23 protein-coding genes and 1 tRNA gene are annotated in these 23,049 nt (G+C 64.2%); 15 read left to right on the top strand and 9 right to left on the bottom strand.

The features are described 5' to 3' along the window. The first annotated feature begins 54 nt into the window (after positions 1-54). Positions 55-684: a TetR/AcrR family transcriptional regulator gene (locus BL8807_RS08225; RefSeq protein ID WP_072723975.1), complete on the top strand. Its 630-nt coding sequence runs from the start codon at positions 55-57 to the stop codon at positions 682-684. A gap of 30 nt (positions 685-714) precedes the next feature. Here the strand turns inward: BL8807_RS08225 and BL8807_RS08230 are convergent, their stop codons facing one another. Beyond that, positions 715-1,068, bottom strand: coding sequence for a cupin domain-containing protein (locus tag BL8807_RS08230; protein ID WP_083570111.1), 354 nt, complete (start codon positions 1,066-1,068; stop codon positions 715-717). A gap of 364 nt (positions 1,069-1,432) precedes the next feature. Here BL8807_RS08230 and BL8807_RS08235 point away from each other — a divergent pair, with 364 nt between their 5' ends. After that, positions 1,433-2,893 (top strand): DHA2 family efflux MFS transporter permease subunit, encoded by a 1,461-nt coding sequence (locus BL8807_RS08235; protein ID WP_072723977.1) that lies wholly within the window; start codon positions 1,433-1,435, stop codon positions 2,891-2,893. Between the two features lie 15 nt (positions 2,894-2,908). On the opposite strand, the gene BL8807_RS08240 is transcribed toward BL8807_RS08235, so the two are convergent. From BL8807_RS08240 to BL8807_RS08250, 3 genes are all read right to left on the bottom strand, one after another. After that, a complete protein-coding gene (locus tag BL8807_RS08240) occupies positions 2,909-3,625 on the bottom strand; it encodes an ABC transporter ATP-binding protein (protein WP_072723979.1) in 717 nt (238 codons plus the stop codon). A 63-nt stretch (positions 3,626-3,688) separates the two neighbouring features. Beyond that, a complete protein-coding gene (locus BL8807_RS08245) occupies positions 3,689-4,684 on the bottom strand; it encodes an ABC transporter substrate-binding protein (RefSeq protein ID WP_370737536.1) in 996 nt (331 codons plus the stop codon). Between the two features lie 72 nt (positions 4,685-4,756). Then, on the bottom strand, positions 4,757-5,506 hold the full coding sequence (locus BL8807_RS08250; protein WP_072724135.1) for an ABC transporter permease: 750 nt from the start codon (positions 5,504-5,506) through the stop codon (positions 4,757-4,759). 528 nt (positions 5,507-6,034) lie between these two features. Here BL8807_RS08250 and BL8807_RS08255 point away from each other — a divergent pair. After that, positions 6,035-7,621, top strand: a complete 1,587-nt coding sequence (locus BL8807_RS08255; RefSeq protein WP_083570113.1) for a S10 family peptidase — start codon at positions 6,035-6,037, stop codon at positions 7,619-7,621. Between the two features lie 100 nt (positions 7,622-7,721). Beyond that, positions 7,722-8,087 (top strand): phage holin family protein, encoded by a 366-nt coding sequence (locus BL8807_RS08260; RefSeq protein ID WP_072723983.1) that lies wholly within the window; start codon positions 7,722-7,724, stop codon positions 8,085-8,087. Here the strand turns inward: BL8807_RS08260 and BL8807_RS08265 are convergent. Further along, positions 8,084-8,809: a TetR/AcrR family transcriptional regulator gene (locus BL8807_RS08265; protein ID WP_072723984.1), complete on the bottom strand. Its 726-nt coding sequence runs from the start codon at positions 8,807-8,809 to the stop codon at positions 8,084-8,086. The two genes, BL8807_RS08260 and BL8807_RS08265, sit on opposite strands and share 4 nt — an antisense overlap. 134 nt (positions 8,810-8,943) lie before the next feature. Between BL8807_RS08265 and BL8807_RS08270 the strand changes: the two genes are divergently transcribed. The 6 genes from BL8807_RS08270 to BL8807_RS08295 all read left to right on the top strand — a co-directional run bounded on the left by BL8807_RS08270 (position 8,944) and on the right by BL8807_RS08295 (position 14,816). Continuing rightward, positions 8,944-10,833 (top strand): MDR family MFS transporter, encoded by a 1,890-nt coding sequence (locus BL8807_RS08270; protein ID WP_205408844.1) that lies wholly within the window; start codon positions 8,944-8,946, stop codon positions 10,831-10,833. Between the two features lie 144 nt (positions 10,834-10,977). Further along, positions 10,978-12,276 (top strand): phosphopyruvate hydratase, encoded by a 1,299-nt coding sequence (gene eno, locus BL8807_RS08275; RefSeq protein ID WP_072723988.1) that lies wholly within the window; start codon positions 10,978-10,980, stop codon positions 12,274-12,276. A 175-nt stretch (positions 12,277-12,451) separates the two neighbouring features. Then, entirely contained in the window at positions 12,452-12,961 is a 510-nt protein-coding gene (locus tag BL8807_RS08280; RefSeq protein ID WP_072724138.1) for an FtsB family cell division protein, read from the top strand. Between the two features lie 39 nt (positions 12,962-13,000). Beyond that, complete coding sequence (locus BL8807_RS08285; protein ID WP_072723990.1) at positions 13,001-13,582, top strand: DUF501 domain-containing protein; 582 nt, start codon at positions 13,001-13,003, stop codon at positions 13,580-13,582. A gap of 122 nt (positions 13,583-13,704) precedes the next feature. After that, a complete protein-coding gene (locus BL8807_RS08290; RefSeq protein ID WP_072723992.1) occupies positions 13,705-14,703 on the top strand; it encodes a Ppx/GppA phosphatase family protein in 999 nt (332 codons plus the stop codon). 32 nt (positions 14,704-14,735) lie between these two features. Continuing rightward, a tRNA-Leu gene (locus tag BL8807_RS08295) sits at positions 14,736-14,816 on the top strand. A 202-nt stretch (positions 14,817-15,018) separates the two neighbouring features. Here BL8807_RS08295 and dinD read toward each other — a convergent pair. Further along, positions 15,019-15,885: a DNA damage-inducible protein D gene (dinD, locus tag BL8807_RS08300; RefSeq protein ID WP_072723994.1), complete on the bottom strand. Its 867-nt coding sequence runs from the start codon at positions 15,883-15,885 to the stop codon at positions 15,019-15,021. A 100-nt stretch (positions 15,886-15,985) separates the two neighbouring features. Next, positions 15,986-16,324, bottom strand: coding sequence for a helix-turn-helix domain-containing protein (locus BL8807_RS08305; RefSeq protein WP_083570114.1), 339 nt, complete (start codon positions 16,322-16,324; stop codon positions 15,986-15,988). 264 nt (positions 16,325-16,588) lie between these two features. On the opposite strand from BL8807_RS08305, the gene BL8807_RS08310 reads away from it, so the two are divergent. The 4 genes from BL8807_RS08310 (at position 16,589) to BL8807_RS08325 (ending at position 19,757) form a co-directional block, all read left to right on the top strand. Continuing rightward, complete coding sequence (locus BL8807_RS08310; protein ID WP_072723998.1) at positions 16,589-17,155, top strand: cadmium transporter; 567 nt, start codon at positions 16,589-16,591, stop codon at positions 17,153-17,155. A gap of 35 nt (positions 17,156-17,190) precedes the next feature. Continuing rightward, entirely contained in the window at positions 17,191-18,648 is a 1,458-nt protein-coding gene (locus BL8807_RS08315) for an L-serine ammonia-lyase (RefSeq protein ID WP_072724000.1), read from the top strand. 194 nt (positions 18,649-18,842) lie between these two features. After that, positions 18,843-19,253, top strand: a complete 411-nt coding sequence (locus BL8807_RS08320; protein WP_072724002.1) for an FKBP-type peptidyl-prolyl cis-trans isomerase — start codon at positions 18,843-18,845, stop codon at positions 19,251-19,253. 24 nt (positions 19,254-19,277) lie between these two features. Next, positions 19,278-19,757 (top strand): GreA/GreB family elongation factor, encoded by a 480-nt coding sequence (locus BL8807_RS08325; RefSeq protein WP_072724003.1) that lies wholly within the window; start codon positions 19,278-19,280, stop codon positions 19,755-19,757. Between the two features lie 312 nt (positions 19,758-20,069). Here BL8807_RS08325 and trhA read toward each other — a convergent pair whose 3' ends face one another. Next, complete coding sequence (gene trhA, locus BL8807_RS08330; RefSeq protein ID WP_072724005.1) at positions 20,070-20,957, bottom strand: PAQR family membrane homeostasis protein TrhA; 888 nt, start codon at positions 20,955-20,957, stop codon at positions 20,070-20,072. A 190-nt stretch (positions 20,958-21,147) separates the two neighbouring features. On the opposite strand from trhA, the gene BL8807_RS08335 reads away from it, so the two are divergent. Beyond that, positions 21,148-22,638: a sensor histidine kinase gene (locus BL8807_RS08335; RefSeq protein WP_072724006.1), complete on the top strand. Its 1,491-nt coding sequence runs from the start codon at positions 21,148-21,150 to the stop codon at positions 22,636-22,638. A 103-nt stretch (positions 22,639-22,741) separates the two neighbouring features. Here the strand turns inward: BL8807_RS08335 and BL8807_RS08340 are convergent, their stop codons facing one another. Beyond that, positions 22,742-23,020: a WhiB family transcriptional regulator gene (locus BL8807_RS08340; RefSeq protein WP_003835265.1), complete on the bottom strand. Its 279-nt coding sequence runs from the start codon at positions 23,018-23,020 to the stop codon at positions 22,742-22,744. Positions 23,021-23,049 lie beyond the last annotated feature (29 nt).

The following is a 23,049-nucleotide window of genomic DNA, read 5'->3' on the forward strand; positions in this document are numbered from 1 at the left end:
ACACTTGACCCGGACATCGTGTACGATGAAGCCGTCCATGAGAAATGAGGAGCTATGGAACATCGCGTCAACAAGCAGTCGGAGAGGACCCGCCGCTGGATCACCCAGGCGTTGTTGAAACTGCTGAGGACCGTGCCGTACGCGTCCATCAGCGTGAGCGACCTGACCCGCGAGGCCGACGTGTCGCGGCAGAGCTTCTATAGGAATTTCGAATCGAAGGACGCCGTCGTCAGCCGCTACCTCTCCATGATCTTCGCCGACTATCGCGCCGCGTTCGTGCGCGAACGCGAAGGGCTCGGCCGTCGCCGCGCCGTCGAATTGGTGTTCGAGACGCTGTACGCGCATAAGGACGACGTGATCGCGTTGGTCGCCTCGGTGCCGAGAGGCACGATGATGCTGGCGCTGCAGGACGCCCTGCTCGACGCGGTCGCGGGGATGGAGTCGTTCCCGAAGGACCTGTCGAAAGCCTCCGACAGTTTCGGCAGCGACATGCTGATGTACCAGCTGGGCGGCGTGTCCGCCGTGGTGTTCAAATGGGTGAGCAACGAGATGCCGTCCAGTCCGCGGGATATGACCGAACGTCTGCTGTCCGTCATGGAGTCGGTGGGGGACGGCGACATGGTGTTCGGCCGGCTTGTCGAGGCGGTGGGCGGCTCGGCCGGCATGGCGACGCCGGCGGCATAAGCGCGTGCCGCCGGCGGAATTGCGTGTGCGCTACTTGCGGGCGGGGGTGATCATGGTGAGCATCATGATCGACGGTTCCTGCGCGACGATGGCGTGCGGGATGCGGGTGGGGAAGTAGACCAGTCCGCCCGGCGTCAGCTCCACGGTCTTCCCGTTGCCCGTGATGGTGAGACGGCCCTTGAGCGTCTGCACGAACACCGGCATCGCGGCGGTATGCTCGCTGAGCTCCTGTCCTTTGTCGAAGCTGAACAGCACCACATTGCCGCCCTCATGCTCCATCACCGTGCGCGAGACGGTCGCCTCGTCCTGCACGCTGACCAGCGGCAGCAGGTCGTCGATGAACCCCATCTCCATCTCGTCATGAACGGCGTTGTTCTCGGCCATGGAAACTCCTTTCGCGAATGGAAGTCGCCGACACGCACCAGCTTACCCGCGCGCGGGGCGGCGTGGCGCATATACCAATGCATCGTTTGTCAATAAAACTTGTATGCGCCGCGATAAAACACGCCTCCGTGTTAGGTGAAGGCGGCGCGTGTCGTCGATATTCGGGCGGGTGCGTACAGTAGGGAACCGATGAACAGCAAGAACCCCCGCCAACTGGTCCCCATGTCGGACCTGTTCGACTAAAGCGACTCCGCATGCCGCGCGACGGCCAGACGGCCCACGCGTCCGGCGCACCGGTCGGCGCACGCAAACGCCGACCCAACCCATCGCAATCACATCGAACCAAAGGGCTTCATCTATCACTATGACAACCAACCGAACGGACGGCTCCGTCCAACCCACTCCCAACGGCGGCAAACGGGCCGTCGAAGGCAAACTCGTCATCGTGGTGGTCGCGCTCGCGATCCTCACGTTCCTCGGCATCCTCTCGGAGACCAGCCTCAACATCGCGTATTCGACGCTGATGACCGAATTCTCCATCTCCGCATCCGTGGTGCAGTGGCTCACCACCGGCTACCTGCTGCTGCTGTCGGTGTCGATCCCCACCTCGCCGTTCCTCGTGCGCACCTTCTCGACCAAAACGCTGTTCGTCACGGCGGTGGCCATCTTCACCGCGGGCACCCTGCTCGGCGCGGTGGCCGCGAGCTTCCCGATGCTGCTCGCCGCCAGACTGGTCATGGCGTTGGGAACCGGCATCTCGCTGCCGCTGCTGACCAACATCATCCTCGAGAAGGCGCCGCTCGAGCAACGCGGCATGATGCTCGGACTCGTCAGCCTCGTCACCTGCGCGGCGCCCGCCATCGGCCCCGTGTACGGCGGCGTGGTGATGGAATACCTCGACTGGCATTGGATCTTCTACGCGATGCTTCCGTTCCTCGTGCTCTCCTTCGCGCTCGGCGTCGCCACCGTGCCCGACATCCGCAAGGGCGAGCAGGGGTACATCTCCGTTCCCTCGCTGCTGGTGGTCGCCCTCGGCCTGTCCGGACTCATCGTGGCGGTGAGCTTCTACAGCGAATGGAACGGCGACTGGCGTTTCTGGGCCACTCTGGCGGCCAGCGTCGTCCTTCTCGCCCTGTTCGCCGTGGCGCAGCTCAAGATGGAGCATCCGCTTATCGAAGTGCGTGTGTTCTCCTATCCGGGCTTCAGCCTCGGCATGCTCATCCTCATCATGAGCTCCGGCGGCGTGCTCGGTCTGAACTTCATGCTGCCGATCCTGCTGCAGCGCGGCTTCGGACAGACCAGTATGGTCGCGGCGCTGATCCTGCTGCCCGGGGCGGTCATCGGCGCCGTCTCCGCGCCGTTGATCGGCAGCGCGCTGAAGAACCACTTCCCGCCCAAATTCATCATCTGCGGCTTTCTTGGCGTAAGCGTGATGGACGCGGTGATGATGGCGTTCGGCGGACAGATCGAATGGGTGGTGGCCGTCTCCTACGCCCTGTTCATGGCCGCTTCGGGCTTCGTGCTCGTGCCCGACCAGACGCATGCGCTCAACCAGCTGCCCGCCCGCATGAACGCCGACGGCTCGGCCGCGATGAACACCATCCAGCAGTTGGCCGGCGCGATCGGCACGGCGGTCGCCAGCACGTTGATCACCGAGGCCAGCGCGGCCAATATGGCCCAGGGCATGAGCCAGTCCGAAGCGTATCTGCGCGCCTTCCCCTCCAGCATGACGGTGCTGTTGGGCGTCGGGTTGGCCGGTGTCGTGCTCGCCGCGCTGATGTTCCGCTTCTCCACGCGGCGCGCCCCGGAACTCGTCGAGGTGTAGCCGGCCGAAGGCGGGCTAGCGGAGCGCCGAGCGGAGCATCTCCTCGATCTCGGCATGACGCCGCGGCCGTCCCTGGTCGTCGAGATCGGTGCGGTCGACCGGCACATCATCGGTGATGCGTCCCTCGCGCAACACCAGAATACGGTCCGACAGGCGCACCGCCTCGGCGATGTCATGCGTGACCATCAGCGCCGCCCATCCCTCGCGGTCATGGAGCGCCGCCAGCAGATCCTGCATGTCCAGCCGGGTCAACGCGTCCAACGCGCCGAAGGGCTCGTCGAGCAGCAGCAGGCGCGGATGGCGCGCCAGAGCGCGCGCCAGCGACGCGCGTTGCGCCTGCCCGCCGGAGAGCTCGCCGGGCCACGCGTCGACGCGCGCGGCCAGCTGCACGTCGGCCAGCGCCCGCTCCGCCAAGTCGTGACGCTCATGCGCCGTGCCGGGCAGTCCGATCGTGACGTTGTCCCACAGGCGCAACCATGGAATCAGACGCGCGTCCTGAAAACCGACCGCGAAATCGTCCGTCGCGTCGATCGAACCGCCCGAGGGTTCCAACAAGCGGGCGACAAGACGCAGCAGCGTCGATTTGCCGCATCCGGACCTGCCGATCAACGCGACGAACTCGCCGGGGCGAATATCCAACGACACGTCGCGTAGAACGGCGGTGCCGTCGAAGCTTCGTTCGACGTCGCGCAAGCGCGCCAATGGGAGGGAGGTCGTGTGCGGGGAGGTCATGCTCGTCTCCTTAACGATGGGATGGTTTGTCGTGCGATGGGACGGCTCTGCGTCCGGCGAACGTCATTCGGAGCAGTCGATGACGGAGTCCTTCAAGTCCGGCGCGGAATCGATGAAACCGAAATCGACGTACTGCCGCGCCTGCTGTTCCAGCATGGCCAATCCGTCCGCGTCGATCGGTCGGATGACGGGCACGTCGAATTCGGCGATCTGCTCCACAAGGTCGTCGGAGGCGCCGAACTCGCGGTAGGCGTCGGTGATGACGGACGGATCCTTCTGCGCCTTGTCGGACTCCTCGACCAGCGCCTGGTACATCTTCCTGACCAGGTCGGGATGCTGTTCGGCGAATTGCTTCGACACCATGTGGATCGAAACGTTCAGACTGTCGTACTGCGTGCCGTCGACGAGCAGCTTCGCGCCGGGCACCACCATGGCCGCGGCGAGATTCTGGTCGAATGTGGCGACGGCGTCCACCTGTCCGGAGGTGAAGGCCGCGTTGAGGTTGCTCGCGCTCAACTCCACCTCCTCGACCTTCGACGCGTCCAATCCCGCGTGCGCGAACGCCTGATGGACGATGTAGTCGCCGGTGGCGCCTTTGGTGGTGATCGCCACCTTCTTGCCGTACAGATCCTCGAGGCTTTCGATGCCGCTGTCGGGGGCGGCCACGATGCCCTGCGAATCGCCCGAATAGTATTCCAGCGCGAACGCCACCCAAGGCTGCCCTTCGGCGATGAGATCGATGAAATGGCCGGTGCCGGTGCTGGTGGCGTCGGCCGCTCCGGAAGTCACCGCGGTGAAGGCGTCGGTCGGATTGAACGGGCCTTTGAATTCCACGGTGTCGGGCCGCAGCGCCTCCTTCATGAAATCGTCGTCCTTCGAGGTGGTCAGATAGTTCGCGGTGGACAGGTAGGCGACGCGCACGGTCGTGCCGTCGCCCGTCGTGTCCGCGGAGTCCGCGGCGGACGACGATCCGCACGCGGCGAGCGGCGAGACCAACGCGATGGCCGCCAGTGCGGCGGCGAGGCGACGGTGGGATGCGTGGATGGTGAAGGTCATGATGGTTCCTTTGAAAGATGGGATGATGTTGCGGTTTGATTGCGATGGCGCGGATGGCGCGGGATGGATGGCGGATTACGCCCGGCTCTGCTTCCATGGCGTCACGGCGCGTTCCAGCACGCCGACCAGCGCCTCGGAGGCGAGTCCCAACGCGGCGTACAGCACCACGCACAGCACCATCTGGTCGGTGCGTGAGAACTGTTGCGAACGGGAGAGGATGTATCCCAACCCGATGGAGGAGTTCACGGTTTCGCATGTCACCAACGCGATCCATGCGACGGTGAGCGCGAACCGCAGACCGGTCATGAAATTCGGCAGCGCGCCTCGGAACAGGATCCGCCACAGCACGGTGCCCCGGTCGAGCCGGTACGCCTGCGCGAGCTCCAGCAGATGCGGATCCACGCCGCGCACGCCGTCGCGCAGGTTCACGTAGATCAGTCCGAACACGCCGACCGCGATCAATGCGATCTTCATCGTCTCGTCGATGCCGAACCACACGATGAACAACGGCGCCAGCGCGGGGAACGGAATCGCGCGCATCATATGGATCGGCTTGTCGATCAGCGTCAAACCCAGCCGCGACGCGCCGGCGACCAGACCGGCCGGGACCGCCAGCGCCAAACCAAGCGCCAATCCGCCCAATACGCGCGCCAGACTCACGCCGATCGACGGCAGCAGCATGCCTTGTTCGACCAGTTGCGCGCCGGCCTGCCATACTTCGAGCGGTGAGGGGAGCGGACGGGAATCCGCGGGGGAGAGGGTGGCGAGAAACCACCAGAGCAATAACGCGACCGTGGACAGCCACGCGGCCCCAATCCTCAGCATGCGACCGCCATGCTCCGACCGCGCGGACCGGTTCGCCCTCGCGAACCCGAAACGCGCGGACGGCCCGTCGGCGGCGCGCGCGGCATGCGACGATGCCGGCACTGCCCCTTGGGCGGTGCGCTGATGCGATTGGTCTGCCGAACGGCTGGACGGACGCACGAAAACGCCGTGCATCTGACATTCCCTTCGATAGTGCTAACTACATCAGGTTCGACGAGTGTGATCTCAGCCCAGCCGCCCGCTTTCGCGCGCCACCGATTGCGGTGGCGGATCCAGCCTGTTTAAGGCCTCAGCCCGGGCACCCCGTGTCGCGCACCATTGTGCGCGCACGCCATGGACAACACGCCGGAAGACATATGTGCCGCGGACGCGACCCGGGCGTGGCGCGGGCGGCGGCGCGCCGAACGTCACGAGATGGGCGCAGGAGGAGCGGCCGCGGGTATGACGCGCGTTATCGTGGGAATCCCAAAACGCGTTCGCCGAAGACGGGAACGCCCGGGCCCCAAACGACGAGGAGGCGAGACGCCGATGACCGACGACAAGAACACCACGAACGCCCAGGAACCCGCACCCACGGGCGACGGCGGCAACCGGGACCGACTGCCCGAACAGCGCGAGATAACCACCCGCCATACGATCACGCTCGACGGACGCGAATGGACGTACGACGCGACCCTCGGCACGCTGAACATCGACACGGCGAAGGTCAAACCCGCCGCCAGCATCTTCTACGCGGCGTTCAACGCCGTGGACCCCGAAACCGGCGCGGTCGACCCGCGCCGCCCGGTGACGTTCATCTTCAACGGCGGTCCCGGCTCGTCCACCACGTTCCTGCTTATGGGATCCATCGCCCCCAAACGCATCGACGTGCCCGACGCGGCCCCCGTGCCCGCGGCGCCCTACGCGCTCGCGGACAACGCGCACACGCTGCTGCCCGACTCCGACCTCGTGTTCATCGACGCGGCCGGCGCGGGCTTCTCCACCATCCTCGACAAAGCCAAGCCCGAACTGTGGAGCGTGGATGGCGACGTGGCGGGCTTCAGCGCGTTCATCCGCCAATACCTGAGCAAACACCATCGTTGGAATTCCCCCAAGTACGTGCTCGGCGAATCCTACGGCACCACGCGCGGCGCGGCGCTCGCCTACCGTCTGCAGCAGGACGGCGTCGCGCTCAACGGCCTGGTGCTCGTCTCCAACATCCTCGACTACGCGTTCACGCTCGACACCTCCGACCAGTTCTATGTCGGGTACTTCCCGACCTACGCCGCGGTGGCCCACTACCACGGGCGCGCCGGCAAAGGCGTCGAGCTCGCCGACCATCTGCGGCAGGCCCGCGCGTTCGCGAACGGACCGCTGCGTCTCGCCCTGGCCGCCGGCGCCTCGCTGGACGAGGCTGAGAAACGGCGCGTGGCGGAGCGCTACGCCGAATTGACCGGCCTGGACCCGCGCTATGTCGCCGATTCCGATCTGCGGGTGGTCGACATGCGTTTCCGCAAGACGCTGCTGCGCGGCGAGGACCGCATCGTGGGCCGTTATGACGGCCGCGTGGCCGGATACGACCTCGACCGCATGAACGACGAGGAGACCTTCGTGGTGGACGACGCCTTCCTCGACCCCGCCTATTCCAGCCTCGCCAACGCCTACCTGCGCGACGAGCTCGGCTGGGACGGCGAGGCGGAGCGCCGCGGATTCGCCGACTTCGACTGGGACGCCACGGAGCCCGGCAAGGGATGGGTCTGGTGGCACAAGCAGCCGGCCATGACGAAATCCTCATGGGGGTCGAACATCCCTTTCCCGAACGTCGTGCCCGATCTCGCCGCCGCGATCACGCACCAACACACTTTGAAGGTGCTGGTGGCCAACGGCGTCTACGACCTGTGCACGCCATTCGGGCAGACCGAATACGACATCGACCATCTGGGCCTGCCCAAGCCGCTGCGCGGCAACATCGCGTTCGCCTACTATCCGGCCGGACACATGCTGTACAGCGCCGAAGCGAGCCTGGCCAAGTTCACGGCCGACCTGCGCCGCTTCTACGCGGCCGATCCGGCCGATGTGGCCGCCCTCGACGAGCGTCCCGCGCCTTCCTCGCCGCTCGGCGGATCCCTTTCCTGACGCCGCCGCGGGCCCTCGTCCGCCCGACGTCCTTGCCCACCGCGGGACTCATCCGCGCGGACGAGGACGTCGGGGCGTGCCATCTGCAAGAATGGTGGGCATGGGACGTTTTATCGCGCAATGGATTACTCTGACGATCGCCGCCGGCGTGATGGTGTGGCTGCTGCCCGGCATGCGGCCGGTCGGCGACAACACGTTGTTCGCCGTGGGCGGATTCGCGCTGTTCATGGCGCTGATCAACGCCTCGATCAAACCGATCGTGCATCTGCTGGCGCTGCCGTTCTCCATCCTGAGTCTGGGACTGGCGGCGTTGGTCATCAACGTGCTGTTCATGCGGCTCGCCTCGTGGCTGTCGGTGTCGATCTTCGGCTTCGGCATCGCCATCGACGGATTCTGGTGGGCCGTGCTCGGCTCGCTGGTCATGGCGATCGTCTCCGGCATCGTCGGCGCGATCATCGGCGACTAGTCCGGCAGTCCTTCCGCGGTCGGTCCCGTTTGGGAGATCCTGTCGAGATAGTCGGTGAGCATGGCCCGCATGGAGGGGACGGGCACCACGTCGCCCTCGCGCAGGGACTGCATGTAGCGCATGCGCGCCAGGCTCGTCGCCGTGGACGCCGCGAGCATGATCTCATCGTCCAGCGCGGCGTCCTCGCCGTCGTCCGCGGGGGAGCCGGCGAACACGCGCCGGTCGGGACGCTCCTGCAGATACGTCCGCAAAACGCGTGATATCCGATGCTGGAGCTCCAGCGTCATGCGATGGCTGTGGAACATCATCTGAGGCATCTTCCTGATGACCTGTTTGCGCAGCGCCGCCGTCTCCCCGTTCGCGGGCATGGTGGAGAAGCCGAGCATCATCACGTCGACCAGCGTGTCGAGATAGTTGGATCCGCGGTCGGCGTCCGGCGGTCCGAGCCGTCGGGCGATATCCCCCTCGTCGGGCAGCTCGTGGCGTATGCCGAGGATCGCCGCGTCCTTGGAGTGGTAGTAGTTGAAGAAGGTTTTCTTGGAGATGCCGACGTCGTCGCAGACGTCCTCGATGGTGGCGCGGTCGTAGCCCAATTCCAGCACGCGGGTGAGCATCGCCCGTTCGATGGCGTCGCGTTGCTGGAGCTTCTTGCGTTCGCGCAGGCCCATCATGTCGGTCGACGGCGCGTCGCCGTCCCGCTGTTCGCCCGTTGGTGAGGTCATGGTTCTCCATTCTACGGCGGAGTTTTTCCGAATCGGCCGTCCGGGGACCGTTGTTCCGTGAAAAATTTATACCGAGTGTAATATTACACACGGTTTCATAAACAACCGTCTCAAGGAGGGCGCAAGGAATGCGATTGACGCGCAGACAGACGGCGATGATCGCCGTCATGATCTTCGGATGCTTCATCACCACGCTGAACCAGACCGTGGTCTCGCCGGCGCAGCCGTCGATCATGCACGACATGGGGGTCGACACCACCACCGTGCAATGGCTGACCACCGGCTTCACGCTGGTCAACGCGATCATGATCCCGATCACCGCGTGGCTGACCGACAAATTCTCCACGCGCGCCATCTTCATCACCGGACTGCTGGTGTTCACCGCCGGCACGCTGGTGGCGGGCGTCGCCCCGAACTTCGCGCTGCTGCTGGTCGGGCGACTGGTCCAGGCCGCCAGCGTCGGCGTGATGATGCCGCTGGTGATGACCGTGATGATGCTCATCTTCCCCGCCGACCAACGAGGCAGCGCCATGGGCGTCTTCAGCATCGTCATCGCCTTCGCCCCGGCCGTCGGCCCCTCCCTCGCCGGCGTGGTCATCGACCACTACAATTGGCGCGTGCTGTTCTTCGGCATCGCCGCGCTCGCCGTGGTCGCGGCCGTCGCCGCCTTCTTCGCGTTGGACGACATCGGCGAGCGCAGGGATCCCGGCCGTCTCGACTGGACCTCCGTGGCGATGTCCACCCTCGGTTTCGGCGGCCTGCTCTACGGCTGCTCCACGCTGGGCAGCTCGTTCAACATCGTCGACGTCGTCATCGCGCTGGTCGGCGCGGCGTTCATCGTCCTGTTCTTCCTGCGCCAGCTCAGGCTGGACCATCCGATGCTCGAGGTGCGCGTGCTGTTCAACCGCCAGTTCCTCATCGGCACGGCCATCGTCATGATCGTGCAGGCGTCCATGCTCGCCGCCGGCGTATTGATGCCGATCTACCTGCAGTCGCTGCGCGGCTTCTCCGCCACCACCTCCGGACTGGTGCTGCTGCCCGGCGCGCTGCTCATGGGACTGCTCGGACCGATCACGGGCCGGCTGTTCGACAAATACGGACCGCGGGCGTTGAGCCTGACCGGCCTCGGCGTGCTGACGGTCGCCACGCTCGGCTTCTCCTTCCTCTCCGACGACACGTCCCTCACCACGATCGTGATCCTCTACACGGTGCGTATGGCCGCCATCGGCCTGGTGAACATGCCGATCAACACCTGGGCCATGAACGCGCTCGACAACTCGGTGATGAACCACGGCACCTCGGTGAACAACACGCTGCGCCAGGTCGCGGGCTCGCTCGGCACCGCCCTGCTCGTATCCGTCTCGTCCATCGTCGCGAGCGCGAATACGGGCCGCGGCGTCGAACCGGTCCGCGCGAACATCGTCGGTCTGAACTGGGCGTTCGCCATCGGCACCGCCCTATGCGCCGCCGCGCTCGCGCTCGCCGTGGCGTTCGTGCGCAACAGGGCCGCCGACGCGCGACAGAGCGATCCCGACGACGCGCGTCGCATGGTGCTCGAGTCGATTATGGTGCGCGACGTCTTCACGCTGCCGACCGAGGCCACCGTCCTCGACGCCATGCGTCTGATGGTCGGCAAAGGCATCAGCGCCGCGCCGATCGTCGACGACCAGGGCCGTCCCGTCGGCTTCGTCTCCGACGGCGATGTGATGCGCTACCTCGCCAGACGGGACGGCACCATCGTCGATCCGGTGTCGCTGACCATGTTCACGGGACTCGACCGCTCCGATTTCGGCGAGCGCGTCGGCAGGCTCGCGGATATGAAGGTCACGGCGATCGGCGCCAAGGGCGTCATCGGCGTCGACGTGCACGCCGGACTGCCCGAGGTGTGCCGCGTGCTCGGCGACAACCATCTCAAGAAGGTGCCTGTGCTTCAGGACGGGCGCATCGTGGGCGTCATCAACCGGTCCAACATCACCCGCTATTCAATGGAGTCGTTCCTCGACACGTCCGCCCAGACGGCCTGAGGGGCGGTTTCCGAACGCGCCCACATCGGACGATGACACTGTTGTGAGCGCTCACATGCTTTTTCGGGCGTGTTGTTCACAACGTCCATAAAGCGCACTAGGCTAAGGGTTGTCATCAAAACACAACCGTTTTAAGGAGTAGTTGTGGCAGCAATTGAAAGCGTGTACGCGCGTCAGATTCTCGATTCCCGCGGCAACCCGACCGTTGAGGTCTATCTGGAGACCGAAGACGGCGCTCTGGGCAAGGGCCTGGTCCCGTCCGGCGCCTCCACCGGTGAGGCCGAGGCCTGGGAGCGTCGCGATGGCGACAAGGCCGTCTACAAGGGCAAGGGTGTCCTGGACGCCGTCAAGGCCGTCAACGAGGAGATCGCTCCGAAGATCATCGGCATGGACGCCTCCGACCAGCGCGCCCTCGACGATCTGATGATCGAGCTCGACGGTACCCCGAACAAGGGCCGTCTGGGCGCCAACGCCATCCTCGGCGTGTCCCTCGCCGCCATCTACGCCTCGGCCGAATCCGCCGAGATGCCGCTGTACCGCTACCTCGGCGGCACCAACGGCCACATCCTGCCGGTGCCGAACATGAACATCATGAACGGCGGCGCCCACGCCGACTTCGCCACCGACATCCAGGAGTACATGATCTCCCCGTACGGCTTCGAGACCTACTCCGAGGCCCTGCGCGCCGGCGTCGAGGTGTACCACACCCTCAAGTCCGTCCTGAAGAAGGAAGGCCTGGCCACCGGTCTGGGCGACGAGGGCGGCTTCGCTCCGAAGATGAAGTCCAACAAGGACTCCCTGAACTACATCATGGACGCCATCGCGGCCGCCGGCTACGAGCCGGGCAAGCAGATCGGCATCTCCCTCGACGTCGCCTCCTCCGAGTTCTACAACAAGGAGACCGGCAAGTACCACTTCGAGGGCGACGACCGCGACGCCTCCTTCATGCTCGACTTCTACGAGGGCCTCGTCAACGAGTACCCGATCGTCTCCATCGAGGATCCGTTCCAGGAAGAAGGCTGGGACGACTGGGCGGCCATCACCGCCCGCCTCGGCGACCGCCTGCAGTTCGTCGGCGACGACCTGCTCGTGACCAACCCGAAGCGTCTGGCCAAGGGCATCGAGCTGGGCGCCGCGAACTCCCTGCTCGTCAAGCTCAACCAGATCGGCACCGTGACCGAGACCCTCGACGCCATCGAGCTGGCCACCGCCAACGGCTTCACCTCCATGGTCTCCCACCGTTCCGGCGAGACCCCGGACACCACCATCTCCGACCTGGCCGTCGCCAAGAACACCGGCCAGATCAAGACCGGCGCCCCGGCCCGTGGCGAGCGCGTCGCCAAGTACAACCGCCTGCTCGAGATCGAGGAGGAGCTCGGTTCCACCGCGAAGTACGCCGGCTACAGCGCCTTCAAGGCCTGCAAGCAGTACATCGCCAAGTGAGTTGTGCGCGCATAGCGTAACCGCGTAAGCGAACGAACGGGCGAGGGATCCCTGCGTGGGATCGCTCGCCCGTTCGTTATGCGCGGAAAGCGTGGGATCGGCCGGCCGATCGGCGACATGCGAAAGGGCTCCGGCGGGCGTACCGTTCGTCACGCACGACGGGTATTTTATGCGTATGAGCAAATCGACCCGCACACGCAAAACCGGAGGCGAACCAGCCCGGAACAATCGTGGGGCGGGCCCCATCGCCTTCTTCGTCTCCCTGTTCATCGTGGCTTTGGGCACCATCCAACTGGTCTCCACCTTCCACACCTATGCGCTCAATCTCGCCGAACTCAACGGTCTTAAACGCGAGGAGTCCTCGCTGCTGGCGCAGAAGCAGGATCTGGAGGAGGATATCGCCCGTTGGGAAGACAAGGCCTACGTCACCGCCCAGGCGCGGGAACGGTTGGGATTCGTGTTCCCCGGCGAACAGGCGGTGCGCGTGCTGCATCCCGAGGCCGTGACCGGCGACACGGACGACGAGGATGACGAGAAGTCGACCTCCACCTCCACGGAGCAGAAAAGCCTGCCATGGTACAGCGAACTCGCCTACTCCTTCGAGAAGGCGGACGAGCCGACCGAAGGCGCTTCGTCCGGCGGGACGACGGACAACACCCGGAATTCGCAATCCGATACCGAATAGACCATCATTCACGAACGCAGCTACATAAGAGGAGAGACCGTGACCGCAACCGACACCCGCGACCTGAAGACGCTGGCGGCCGCTTTGGCCGACCGTTGCCTTGCCAGTCCGGCGAGCGACGAGGACGTCGCCACCGTGGAACGGCAGTTGGGCCGCTATCCGCGCGGCATGGTCTGCGTGGGCGCCCGCTGCGTGTGCGGCCGTCCGCTGGCCGTCGTCACCCGGCCGCTGCTGCCCGGTGGCATCCCGTTCCCGACCACCTGCTACCTGACGGGTCCTGAGGCCGTCAAAGCCGCCTCGCATGTGGAGGCGGACGGCGTCATGCAGGAATACAACGACCTGCTGGCCTCGGACGAGACGGTCCGCGCCGCCTACGAACGCGCGCACGACCTGTATCTGGCGTTCCGCCACGAACTGGCGATCCGTCTGGGCGACGGCGAGGAGCATATCGAAGGCATCTCCGCGGGCGGCATGCCCGTGCGCGTCAAATGCCTGCACGCGCTGATGGCGCAGACCCTGGTGATGGGCCCCGGCGCCAATCCGATCGGTGACCTGCTGCTCGAGCGCGTGTCGCAGGAGTTTTCGCCGACGATCTGCCGTTGCGCGCCCGACGAACAGTAGGCGGGACGGCGCGCACGACCAGACCGGTTGCCATACTGGTCGGTCGCGCGCATCATACGGCAAAGCGAACATATGCGGAAGATACCGGCGGATAACGCATGGGACAAGGAAAGAAGGCGGATATGGATTCGGTGTTGGTGGCAGGCATCGACTGCGGTACGAACTCCATTCGATTGAAGGTCGCCCGCGTCGACGCGCGGGGCATGCGGGAGGTGGTGCCTCGCGTCCTGAGGGTGATCCGTCTTGGTCAGGACGTCGACAAAACCCATCGTTTCGCGGATGAGGCGTTGGAACGCGCCTACGCGGCGGCGCGCGAGTTCGCGGACATCCTCGCCCAATACGAGATCGACGGACTGCGGTTCGTGGCCACGTCGGCCACGCGCGACGCCGAGAACCGCGAGGAATTCGAATCCACCATGGAATCGATTCTCGGCGTGCGGCCTGAGGTCATCCCCGGCACCGAGGAGGCCGACCTGAGCTTCCTCGGCGCCACCAGCGTGATTGACCGCAGCGCCTTCGAAGCGCCCTATGTGGTGGTCGACCTGGGCGGCGGCTCCACCGAACTGGTGCTCGGCGGCGACGGCGTGGACGCGCCCAACACGCAGGTGCAGGCGGCGTTCTCAATGGATATCGGCTCCGTGCGCATGACCGAACGCCATCTGAAAAACGACCCGCCCACCGCCGAACAGATCGCGTCGGCCATCGTCGACATCGACGAGCATATCGACGAGGCGTTCCGCACGGTGCCCGCGGGCAAGGCCCGCACCATCATCGGCGTGTCCGGCACGGTCACCACCATGACCGCATTGGCCATGGGATTGACCGAATACGACCATTCGGCCGTCGACGGGCAGCGCATCGGCTTCGACGAGGCCTTCGCCGTGGACGACAGATTCCTAGCCATGACCCGTGAGGAGCGCAGCCGGTACAAAACCATCCATCCGGGGCGCATCGACGTGGTGGGCGGCGGCGCATTGGTATGGAACCGCGTTCTGGCGCGCATCGGACAGGCCGCCGCCGAGGACCACGGCACGCCGATCGATTCGTTCATCGCCAGCGAACACGGCCTGCTTGACGGCATTGTGCTCGATTACGGGCGTCGTCTGCTCGAAACGCGCTAGAATATCCAAGTCGGCACCAACGCCGGCGCCACGCCCCTGTGGCGAAATCGGTAGACGCAGTGGACTTAAAATCCATCGCCTTTGGCTTGCGGGTTCGAGTCCCGCCGGGGGCACCTTTTCGAAGGTTGGAAACATTGGGCTTTCCCAGTGTTTCCAACGACTTGCAGCATTTGAGGTACATCCATAAATATCCTGATTTGCCCAAATGTGGGCAAAATGTGGGCAAATGTGGATGGAACCACTTTCTCGTGCCTCAGTAGGACGGAGTGCGACGCATTCGCGTAGGCCATGATCGAATCGATGAAGCAATACCTCTCACCGGACTCCGTCTTCGGACTCAGGAGTTTCTGATTTGAATCCGTCGCTTTCTATGCGTTTTTCATCGCGTTTCGCTCTGCGTTCCACCTTTTTGATGTCTTCGACCGCCGGCAGGTCCTCCGGTGCGATTCCTCGATCCATCAGGGTACGTCGGATGGCCCTGTTGTTGTCGACGTGTTCGCGGGTGATGGACGGCGTGCCGTGTAGGTCTCGTTCCCGGATACCGAAGTTGGTCATCTGCGTGGCGAGTTGCTTGGCTGTTACGGCGATGGGATGGAGACGGTCGGCCAACGGCTCCTTCTTCGGGACTTCCAGTCGAAGCTTCATCTCGTTGGTGCTCATGCCGAACAGCGCTTGATCTCCGCGCGAGCGGATCATACCGAAGTCTTTTTCTCCGACGCCGCGTTGGAATGCGAGCGAGCTGAGTTGCTTCTCTTCGGCGGTCAATGCGTGACGTCCGGCGATGCGGATGATTTCGCTCATTCGCTGTTCGAGTAATTCGGCGGTGCGCGTCTGCACGGCGAAATAGCTTTGCAGCAAAGCGATTTCCTCTTTGCGTGGATCGCCGTTCTGTGCCACAAGGTAGCAGGCGTATCGAGTCAGTTTCACATCCTCTATCGTTCGGATTCCGCCATTGGCTATGGTCACGTCGCGTGAGGAGTTTTGGAAATGCGAGCTGGTGGCGCTTCCTGAGTTTTGACATGAGATTTTCGCTTTATCAATCACTTTTGCGAAGTTGCGCCATTGGGTGTATCCAAATGGTTGCATCAGGTCTCGGGCATACCAAAACTCAACGCCGTTCCCGTCTGTCTGTGTGATGCCATCCAGCTCCGATGAGCGCTGGATGATGGTTGATCTGTCCATGTTGGCCCTTTCTCGACGGAGCATTTTGCTGACGTCAGCAAAATGTTCAATCCCAATGTTTCCAATGGTTTTCGCGGACTGTTTTTGTGATGAGGACGATTCATTCGTCGCATGCTGTTCTAGTGATAATCATGCGGGTATTGTCTTCCACCAATGAGAATTTTGCGGCCGGCTGGTATCGATCCGGATTTGTCTCTTTGGTGCGTTCGGCGATTGATTCTCCGTCTTTGACGAGGTCTGCTGTGCTCTCGCCGAGGGTTTCGCAGAATGCTTCGAAAGTTTCAAGGTCTATGGTGCGTTCCGCTCTGAGGATCTTCGAGAGCTGTGATTGACTGATGCCGATCGCCTCCGCCATTTCAGACTGCGTGATGTCGTGAAAAGCCATGCGGCTTCTCATGATCTGCGCCATTGCTTTACAAAACGAAGAAAGAGTTTTCATGGGCTCAATTATCCTACTTACAAATTGAATAGTCAAATAGAACTATTACAAATTCATATAAACTAATCAGGATTGTGTAAACCACCGTGGGAAACATGCAAGCCCCACCTGGAGCATATGAAGCAATGGCATCGCCTGTTTGGCGGTGCCATTCGCATATCGGCGAATCGGGCGGATACCGCCGCGCCATCCGGCGGAAACATGGTCGTTGCAAACCGCCGCTAATGTTCCACGCAGTTGCATGACCTCGATGAATGGAGCATTATGCCCTCGAACTGGATGGATACGGAGAAGCCCGCACAAGGCGCGATGCCGACGATGCTGGCCCAGGCGGCGATCGTCGCCGCCACGTTGTGCGTGGGCGAGATCGCCTGCTCGCCGCTGTACTTCAATCTGCTGGCGCAATCCGTGGCTCTGGTGCCTTGGGCGCTGATGGCCTGCCTCATCGCGGTCGCGTTCTCCTACATCATCGGATTCGCGCTGCTGTGGTGCGCGGAATCCTTCACCAACCGCATGCGAGCCAACCTCCAGCCCTTCGCCTACGCGGCGGTCGGACTGATCGGCTATGGCGTGTGGGGACTGTTCGTCATCACCTCGTCGCTCAACTCCGTGCTCGAACCCCTCGCGCAGCCCCTGCTGAGCAACGGGCAAATCGTCGCGGTCACGGTGAACAGCGGCGCCCTTGGCGCGGTGGCGTTCTTCCTGGCGCGCATGTTGGGGGAGAAGCTCGCCGTCCGACGCAAGCCGGCCATCGCCCTGATCGTGGCCGAAGCGGCGCTGGCCGTGGCCGGACTGGCTGTTATGGTGATCATGTTCAGGCAGCTGTACTGATTCCGTACGCTGCATGGCGTGAAAGCGAGGAAGCCGTGTTCAGTGTGCTCGATATGTTCACCATCGGAGTGGGCCCCAGTTCCTCGCATACCGTAGGGCCGATGCGCGCGGCCCGCGGGTTCGCCGACGCCCTTGAGACGGCCGGACTGTTGGAGCGTGTGGAGCGCGTGCGGGTCACGTTGTACGGCTCGCTGTCGCTGACCGGTATCGGGCACGGCACCGACCGCGCCGTCATGGCCGGACTGGAAGGCAACCTTCCCGACGTCGTCGACACGGAATACATGTTGCGCATCCGCGAAACCGCGGCCCTCGACCATACATTGAACCTCGCGGGCCGTCGTCGCGTCCCCTTCGACTACGACGCGGATATGGTGTTCGAACAGTGGAAACGCCTGGCCACCCATCCCAACGGCATGCGTTTCGTGGCCTATGACGCTGCGATGACGCCGTTGTCCGAGCAGGTGTGGTATTCCATCGGCGGCGGATTCGTGCGCCTCGGGCATGCGGACGATCCGCTGATCGGCATCCACGACCGATCCGCGCGCGATGCCGTGCCGGCGGACGACGCGAATGCCCCCGAAAGCGATATGGACGGCGTGCCCTATCCCTTCTCGTCCTGCGACGAGCTGGTGGCGCTCTGCCGCACGCGTCGGATGAGCATCGCCGAGCTCGTGTGGGCCAACGAAACCGCGCAGCGCTCCGAACATGAGGTGCGCGAACGCATCGAACGCATCTGGCAGGTGATGCGCGACTGCGTGCACCACGGCTGCGTCTCAGACAAACTCCTGCTGCCGGGCGGACTCGACGTGCCCCGCCGCGCGCCGAAGATGTACGAGCGCCTGTCCTCGAACGCCGACGTGCTCGCGCGCAACCGCCGCCGCGTCGACGCCGTGCTGGAATCCTCCGACGCGGCATGGGTGAACCTGTTCGCCCTCGCCGTCTCCGAAGAGAACGCCGGAGGCGGGCGCGTGGTCACCGCCCCGACCAACGGCGCGGCCGGCATCATCCCCGCGGTGCTGCACTACTACTGGCATTTCGTCGACAGCGCCGACGAACAGGGCGTGGCCGACTTCCTGCTCACCGCCGGCGCGATCGGATATCTGTTCAAACGCAACGCCTCCATCTCCGGCGCCGAGGTCGGATGCCAAGGCGAGGTGGGCGTCGCCTGTTCGATGGCGGCCGCCGGTCTGGCCGCGGTGATGGGCGGAGACCCCGCCCAAGTGGAGAACGCGGCCGAAATCGGCATCGAACACAATCTGGGGCTCACCTGCGATCCGGTGGGCGGACTGGTGCAGATCCCCTGCATCGAACGCAACGCGATGGCCTCGAACACGGCGATCAACGCCGTACGCATGGCCATGCTCGGCGACGGCAGCCACATCGTCACCCTCGACCAGGCGATCCGCACCATGAAGCAGACCGGCGAGGACATGATGGCGAAATACAAGGAGACCTCCAAAGGAGGGCTCGCCGTCAACGTCGTCGAATGCTAGTCCTATGCTCCGCTCGCCCTTGACGGGGCGAAGCCGTGGCGCCGGAATCTCCCGCGTCTTTCATTCCGAGCGAAGACGGAGGTTCCCTTCCGAAGCGCCGATGGTCCTTTCCGACCATCCCATCGGCCGAACCGTTGGCCACGACGGCATGTGGTGCTAATCTGGTTGGCATTGTGTTTCAAGGAGGTATAGATATGGCAGATACGACCATGCCCGTGGTGAACGCCGAATTCGGCACCGCCCCGGTGATTGAGTTTCCGACCGCCGAAGCCCCCAAGGGCCTCAAGGTCGTGGAGTTGGAGGAGGGCGACGGCCCGATGGTGCGCCGCGGCGACACCGTGACCGTGAACTACCACGGCGTGGTGTGGGGCAAAACCGACCCCTTCGACTCCAGCTTCGACCGCCACCAGCCGGCCAGCTTCGGCATCGGCGTGGGACAGGTCATCAAGGGCTGGGACCAGACCGTGCCCGGCCACAACGTCGGTTCCCGTTTGGTGGTGTCGATTCCGCCGGAATACGGCTACGGCTCGCGTGGCGTGCCGCAGGCCGGCATCGGCGGCGGCGATACGCTGGTGTTCGTCATCGACATCATCTCCACCCGCTGAATCCAAGCTTAAGGAGGTTCCCATATGGCCGAGGATAAGGTCTACCTGCTCACGCAGGACGCATACGACAAGATGAAGGAAGAACTCGCCTGGCGTGAGGGCGAATACCGCGACGAGATCACCGAGCGTATCGCCGCGGCCCGCGCCGAGGGCGATCTGTCCGAGAACGGCGGCTACCATGCCGCCCGCGAGGAGCAGAGCAAGAACGAAGGCCGCATCATCGAGCTGACCGTCAAGCTGCGCGACTCGAAGATCCTGGTGGCGCCGCCGGCCGGCACCGTGGGCAACGGCTCCGTGGTGACGATCGACCTCGCCGGCCGTGAGATGACCTACGTGCTGGGTTCTCGCGACCTGACCGTGGCCACCGACTACGACGTGATCAGCCCCGAATCCCCGATCGGCAAGGCCATCGACGGCGCGAAGGTCGGCGACACGGTGAGCTACCAGGCCCCCAACGGCCGTGAGATCTCCGTGACCGTCAAGGACGCCAAGCCCCTGCAGTAGATACCATGCGGCTGGCCGTGCGACGGACTTGGCCTGATGAGCCCGATGCCGCACGACGAATAAGGCGGGTGCCCATTCTTTGCGAAAAGGTGGGCACCCGCCTTCGTCATATTCGTCGCCGTGGCAGGTCTCCGGGCGGAACGTCGTAAATTTCGCAGTTCGACGGACCATATGCGAAATCCACGACGTTTCACCGGTTTCAAACGTCGTAAATTTCGCACAAAGTCCGTCGAACTGCGAAGTCTACGACGTCGGCGGACGTCGGGCATCCGGCCCATTGGATACGGGGCGTTGGAACGGCGTTGCAGGGAATCAGGTCCACAACGCCACGATGACCATGTAGATGGCGACCATGTGGCAGGCGTAGCCGGCGACGGTTCCGCAGTGGAAGATCTCATGGAATCCGAAGACGCGCGGCCACGGGTCCGGCTTGCGCAGCGCGTAGACGATCGCGCCGGCGATGTAGCAGGCGCCGCCGGAGGCGAGCAGGACCACCACGGCGGGGCCGGCGGCGGGGGAGACCCAGAACAGGCCCATGAATCCGACGCCGTACACGCCGAAGATGATGTACACCACGGTGTAGAGCCAACGGGGCGCGTTGATCCAGATCACGTGGATGACGATGGCGATCGCGGTGCACACCCACATCGAGATGATGATGAAGTTGCGCCAGAACGGTTCGAGCGCGAACGAGACCGGCGTGTACGTGCCGGCGATCAGCAGGAAGATGTTCACATGGTCGATCCTTCGCAGCACGTCGGTGACCTTGGGACTCCAGTCGCCCAGATGGTAGGCGGCGGAGTTGGCGAACAGCACCAGCGAGCTGGTCATGAACACCGCGCACGCCCATTTGAGTCCGGCGCCCTGCGCCAGACAGATGAGCACGATGCCCGCGGCCAGGGCCAATGGGGCCGCGACGGCGTGGATCCAGCCGCGCATGGCCGGTTTGGGTCGCCCATGCACGTCGAGTCGGATCTTGCGGGGCGGGTCGATGCCTTCGATTCCCTCGATGCGCGCGGCGCGGGCCTCGCCCTTGGCCAAAGCCAGTTTGGCGCGCTCCTCGGCCTTGGAGCGGATCGCCTCGGCCTTGTACGACGCCTTGGCCCGCACGGCGTCGGCTTTGGCCCGCACGGCGCTCTCGCGCGTGTCGAACACCGCCTGCTGTTTGGCCGCTATCTCGCTTTCGTCGCGCTGTGTCATATCGCCGCCTTCATGATTGACGTCAAAAAACCTTACGTTGCCGTAACCTACGCTACCGTAACATATTCGTCTTCCATATGCTACCCCCGCATGCGAATATCCGCCGCACGTCACGCACGCGTATGACCATACGTTGGGACGCAGCGCGAAAAACCGCGTATGCGCGCACGGTCGTGCGTATGATGGTCGCATGGCAGATTTCACACATATCCTGGCGACCCGACCTGATTTCGAAGACGAGGACCGCGAGTGGCTCCACCAGCTCGTGGCCGACTGGCAGGTGATCGCCGATCTGAGTTTCGCCGATCTGCTGCTGCTTGTGCAGGACGGCGACGGCAGGTACGTGGTGGCCGAACAGTGTCGCCCATCCACGGTGATGACGCTGCGCACGGAGGACGTCGTGGGCAACATCATGCCCGACGATATGACCGGCGAGCTGGACGTGGCCATGCGCTCCAGCGTGGTGTTCCGCTCCACCGTGCTGCGCACCGTCGGCAAATCCACGGTGTGCAACGTGTACGCGCCGGTGCGCCACAACGGCAAGACGCTGGGTTTGGTGGTGCGCGAGACGAATATGGCCACGCGTGAGTCGAACGGCCGCTATGAGTCGGAGAGCATCATCGCCGGCAAGCACCTGTACGAGATGATCCCCCGCGGCCAGTTCCCCTTCTCCGACGCGGTGATGAGCCAGCGCCACAACGCGCGCGTGGCGGACGGCTTCATCATCCTCTCCGTGGACGGCATCGTGCGCTACGCCGCGCCGAACGCCATCAGCTGCTTCCGCCGACTGGGCCTGCTCACCACCATGCCGGGCCATTATCTGAGCGAGCTCGGCGCGCAGCTGCTCCATGAGAACGATCCCGTCCCCGAATCCCTGCCGCTGCTGCTTTCGGGCAAAGCCGCGGTCGATGCCGAACTCAACGCCAACCGCTCCACCGTCTCGATGCGTTCGTTGCCTTTGTATGACGAGAACGGACGCACCGGCGGCATCGTGCTGTGCCGCGACGTGACCGAGCTGCGCCGCCGCGAACAGGAGCTGCAGACCAAGGACGCGACGATCTCCGAGATCCACCACCGCGTCAAGAACAATCTCCAGTCCGTCTCCGCCCTGCTGCGGCTGCAGGCGCGCAAAACCAAAAGCGACGAGGTCAAGAAGGAGCTGCAGGAGGCGCAGCGGCGCGTGCAGACCATCGCGATGGTGCATGAGGGGCTGAGCCAGACCGCCGACGAGGTGGTCGACTTCGACAAGGTGATCTCCAACCTGCTCAATATGTCGGTCGGGCTGGCCACGATGCGCGACCAGCACATCAGCGTGAACTTCATGGGCAAGTTCGGCATGATGCCCGCCCAGGACGCCACCCCGCTGTCGCTGGTGCTCACCGAGCTCATCACCAACTCCATGGAGCACGGCTTCGCCGGGCGCAAGGAGGGCACCATCACGGTGTCGGTCGGCCGCTCGGGCAGCAACCTCAATGTGGTGGTCGAAGACGACGGCGCCGGCCTCGAATCCGAAGAGCACGACGGCATGGCACGGTCCTCCGGATCCGGTCTGGGCACGCAGATCATCAACACCTTCGTGACCAACGACTTCGGCGGCACCGTGCATTGGGAGCCCCGACGCGAGGGCGGCACGCGCGTGGTGCTCGATATGAAGCTGCGTGCGGCGAAACCCCACGCGTGACGCGCCTCCGCGCCCAACGGCATGGAATAGCGTGAGCCCCTTCCGCCCATGGATGGCGGAAGGGGCTCACGCTGTAAACGTTTCGGTTCTGAAAGTCCTGCGGTCAGATCTGCATCTGCATGGCCTGGGATCGGCGGGCGCGCATGGCGCGACGCTTCAACGCGCGGCGTTCGTCCTCGCTCAGACCGCCCCACACACCGTAATCCTGATTGGTGTCCAGCGCGCACTTCAGGCAGGCGTCGATCACCTTGCAGGTGCGGCATACGGCCTTGGCCTCTTCGATCTGCTGGTAGGCGGCACCCGTGTTGCCCACGGGGAAGAACAGCTCCGGATCCTTATCGCGGCATGCGGCCTTCGCTCGCCAATCAAATGCACTGCTCATATCGTTCCTCTCGACGCTGTTCGCATACG

Origin of the sequence: Bifidobacterium lemurum, from assembly GCF_014898175.1 — a bacterium.
In the GTDB taxonomy this organism is placed as follows: Bacteria; Actinomycetota; Actinomycetes; order Actinomycetales; family Bifidobacteriaceae; genus Bifidobacterium; species Bifidobacterium lemurum.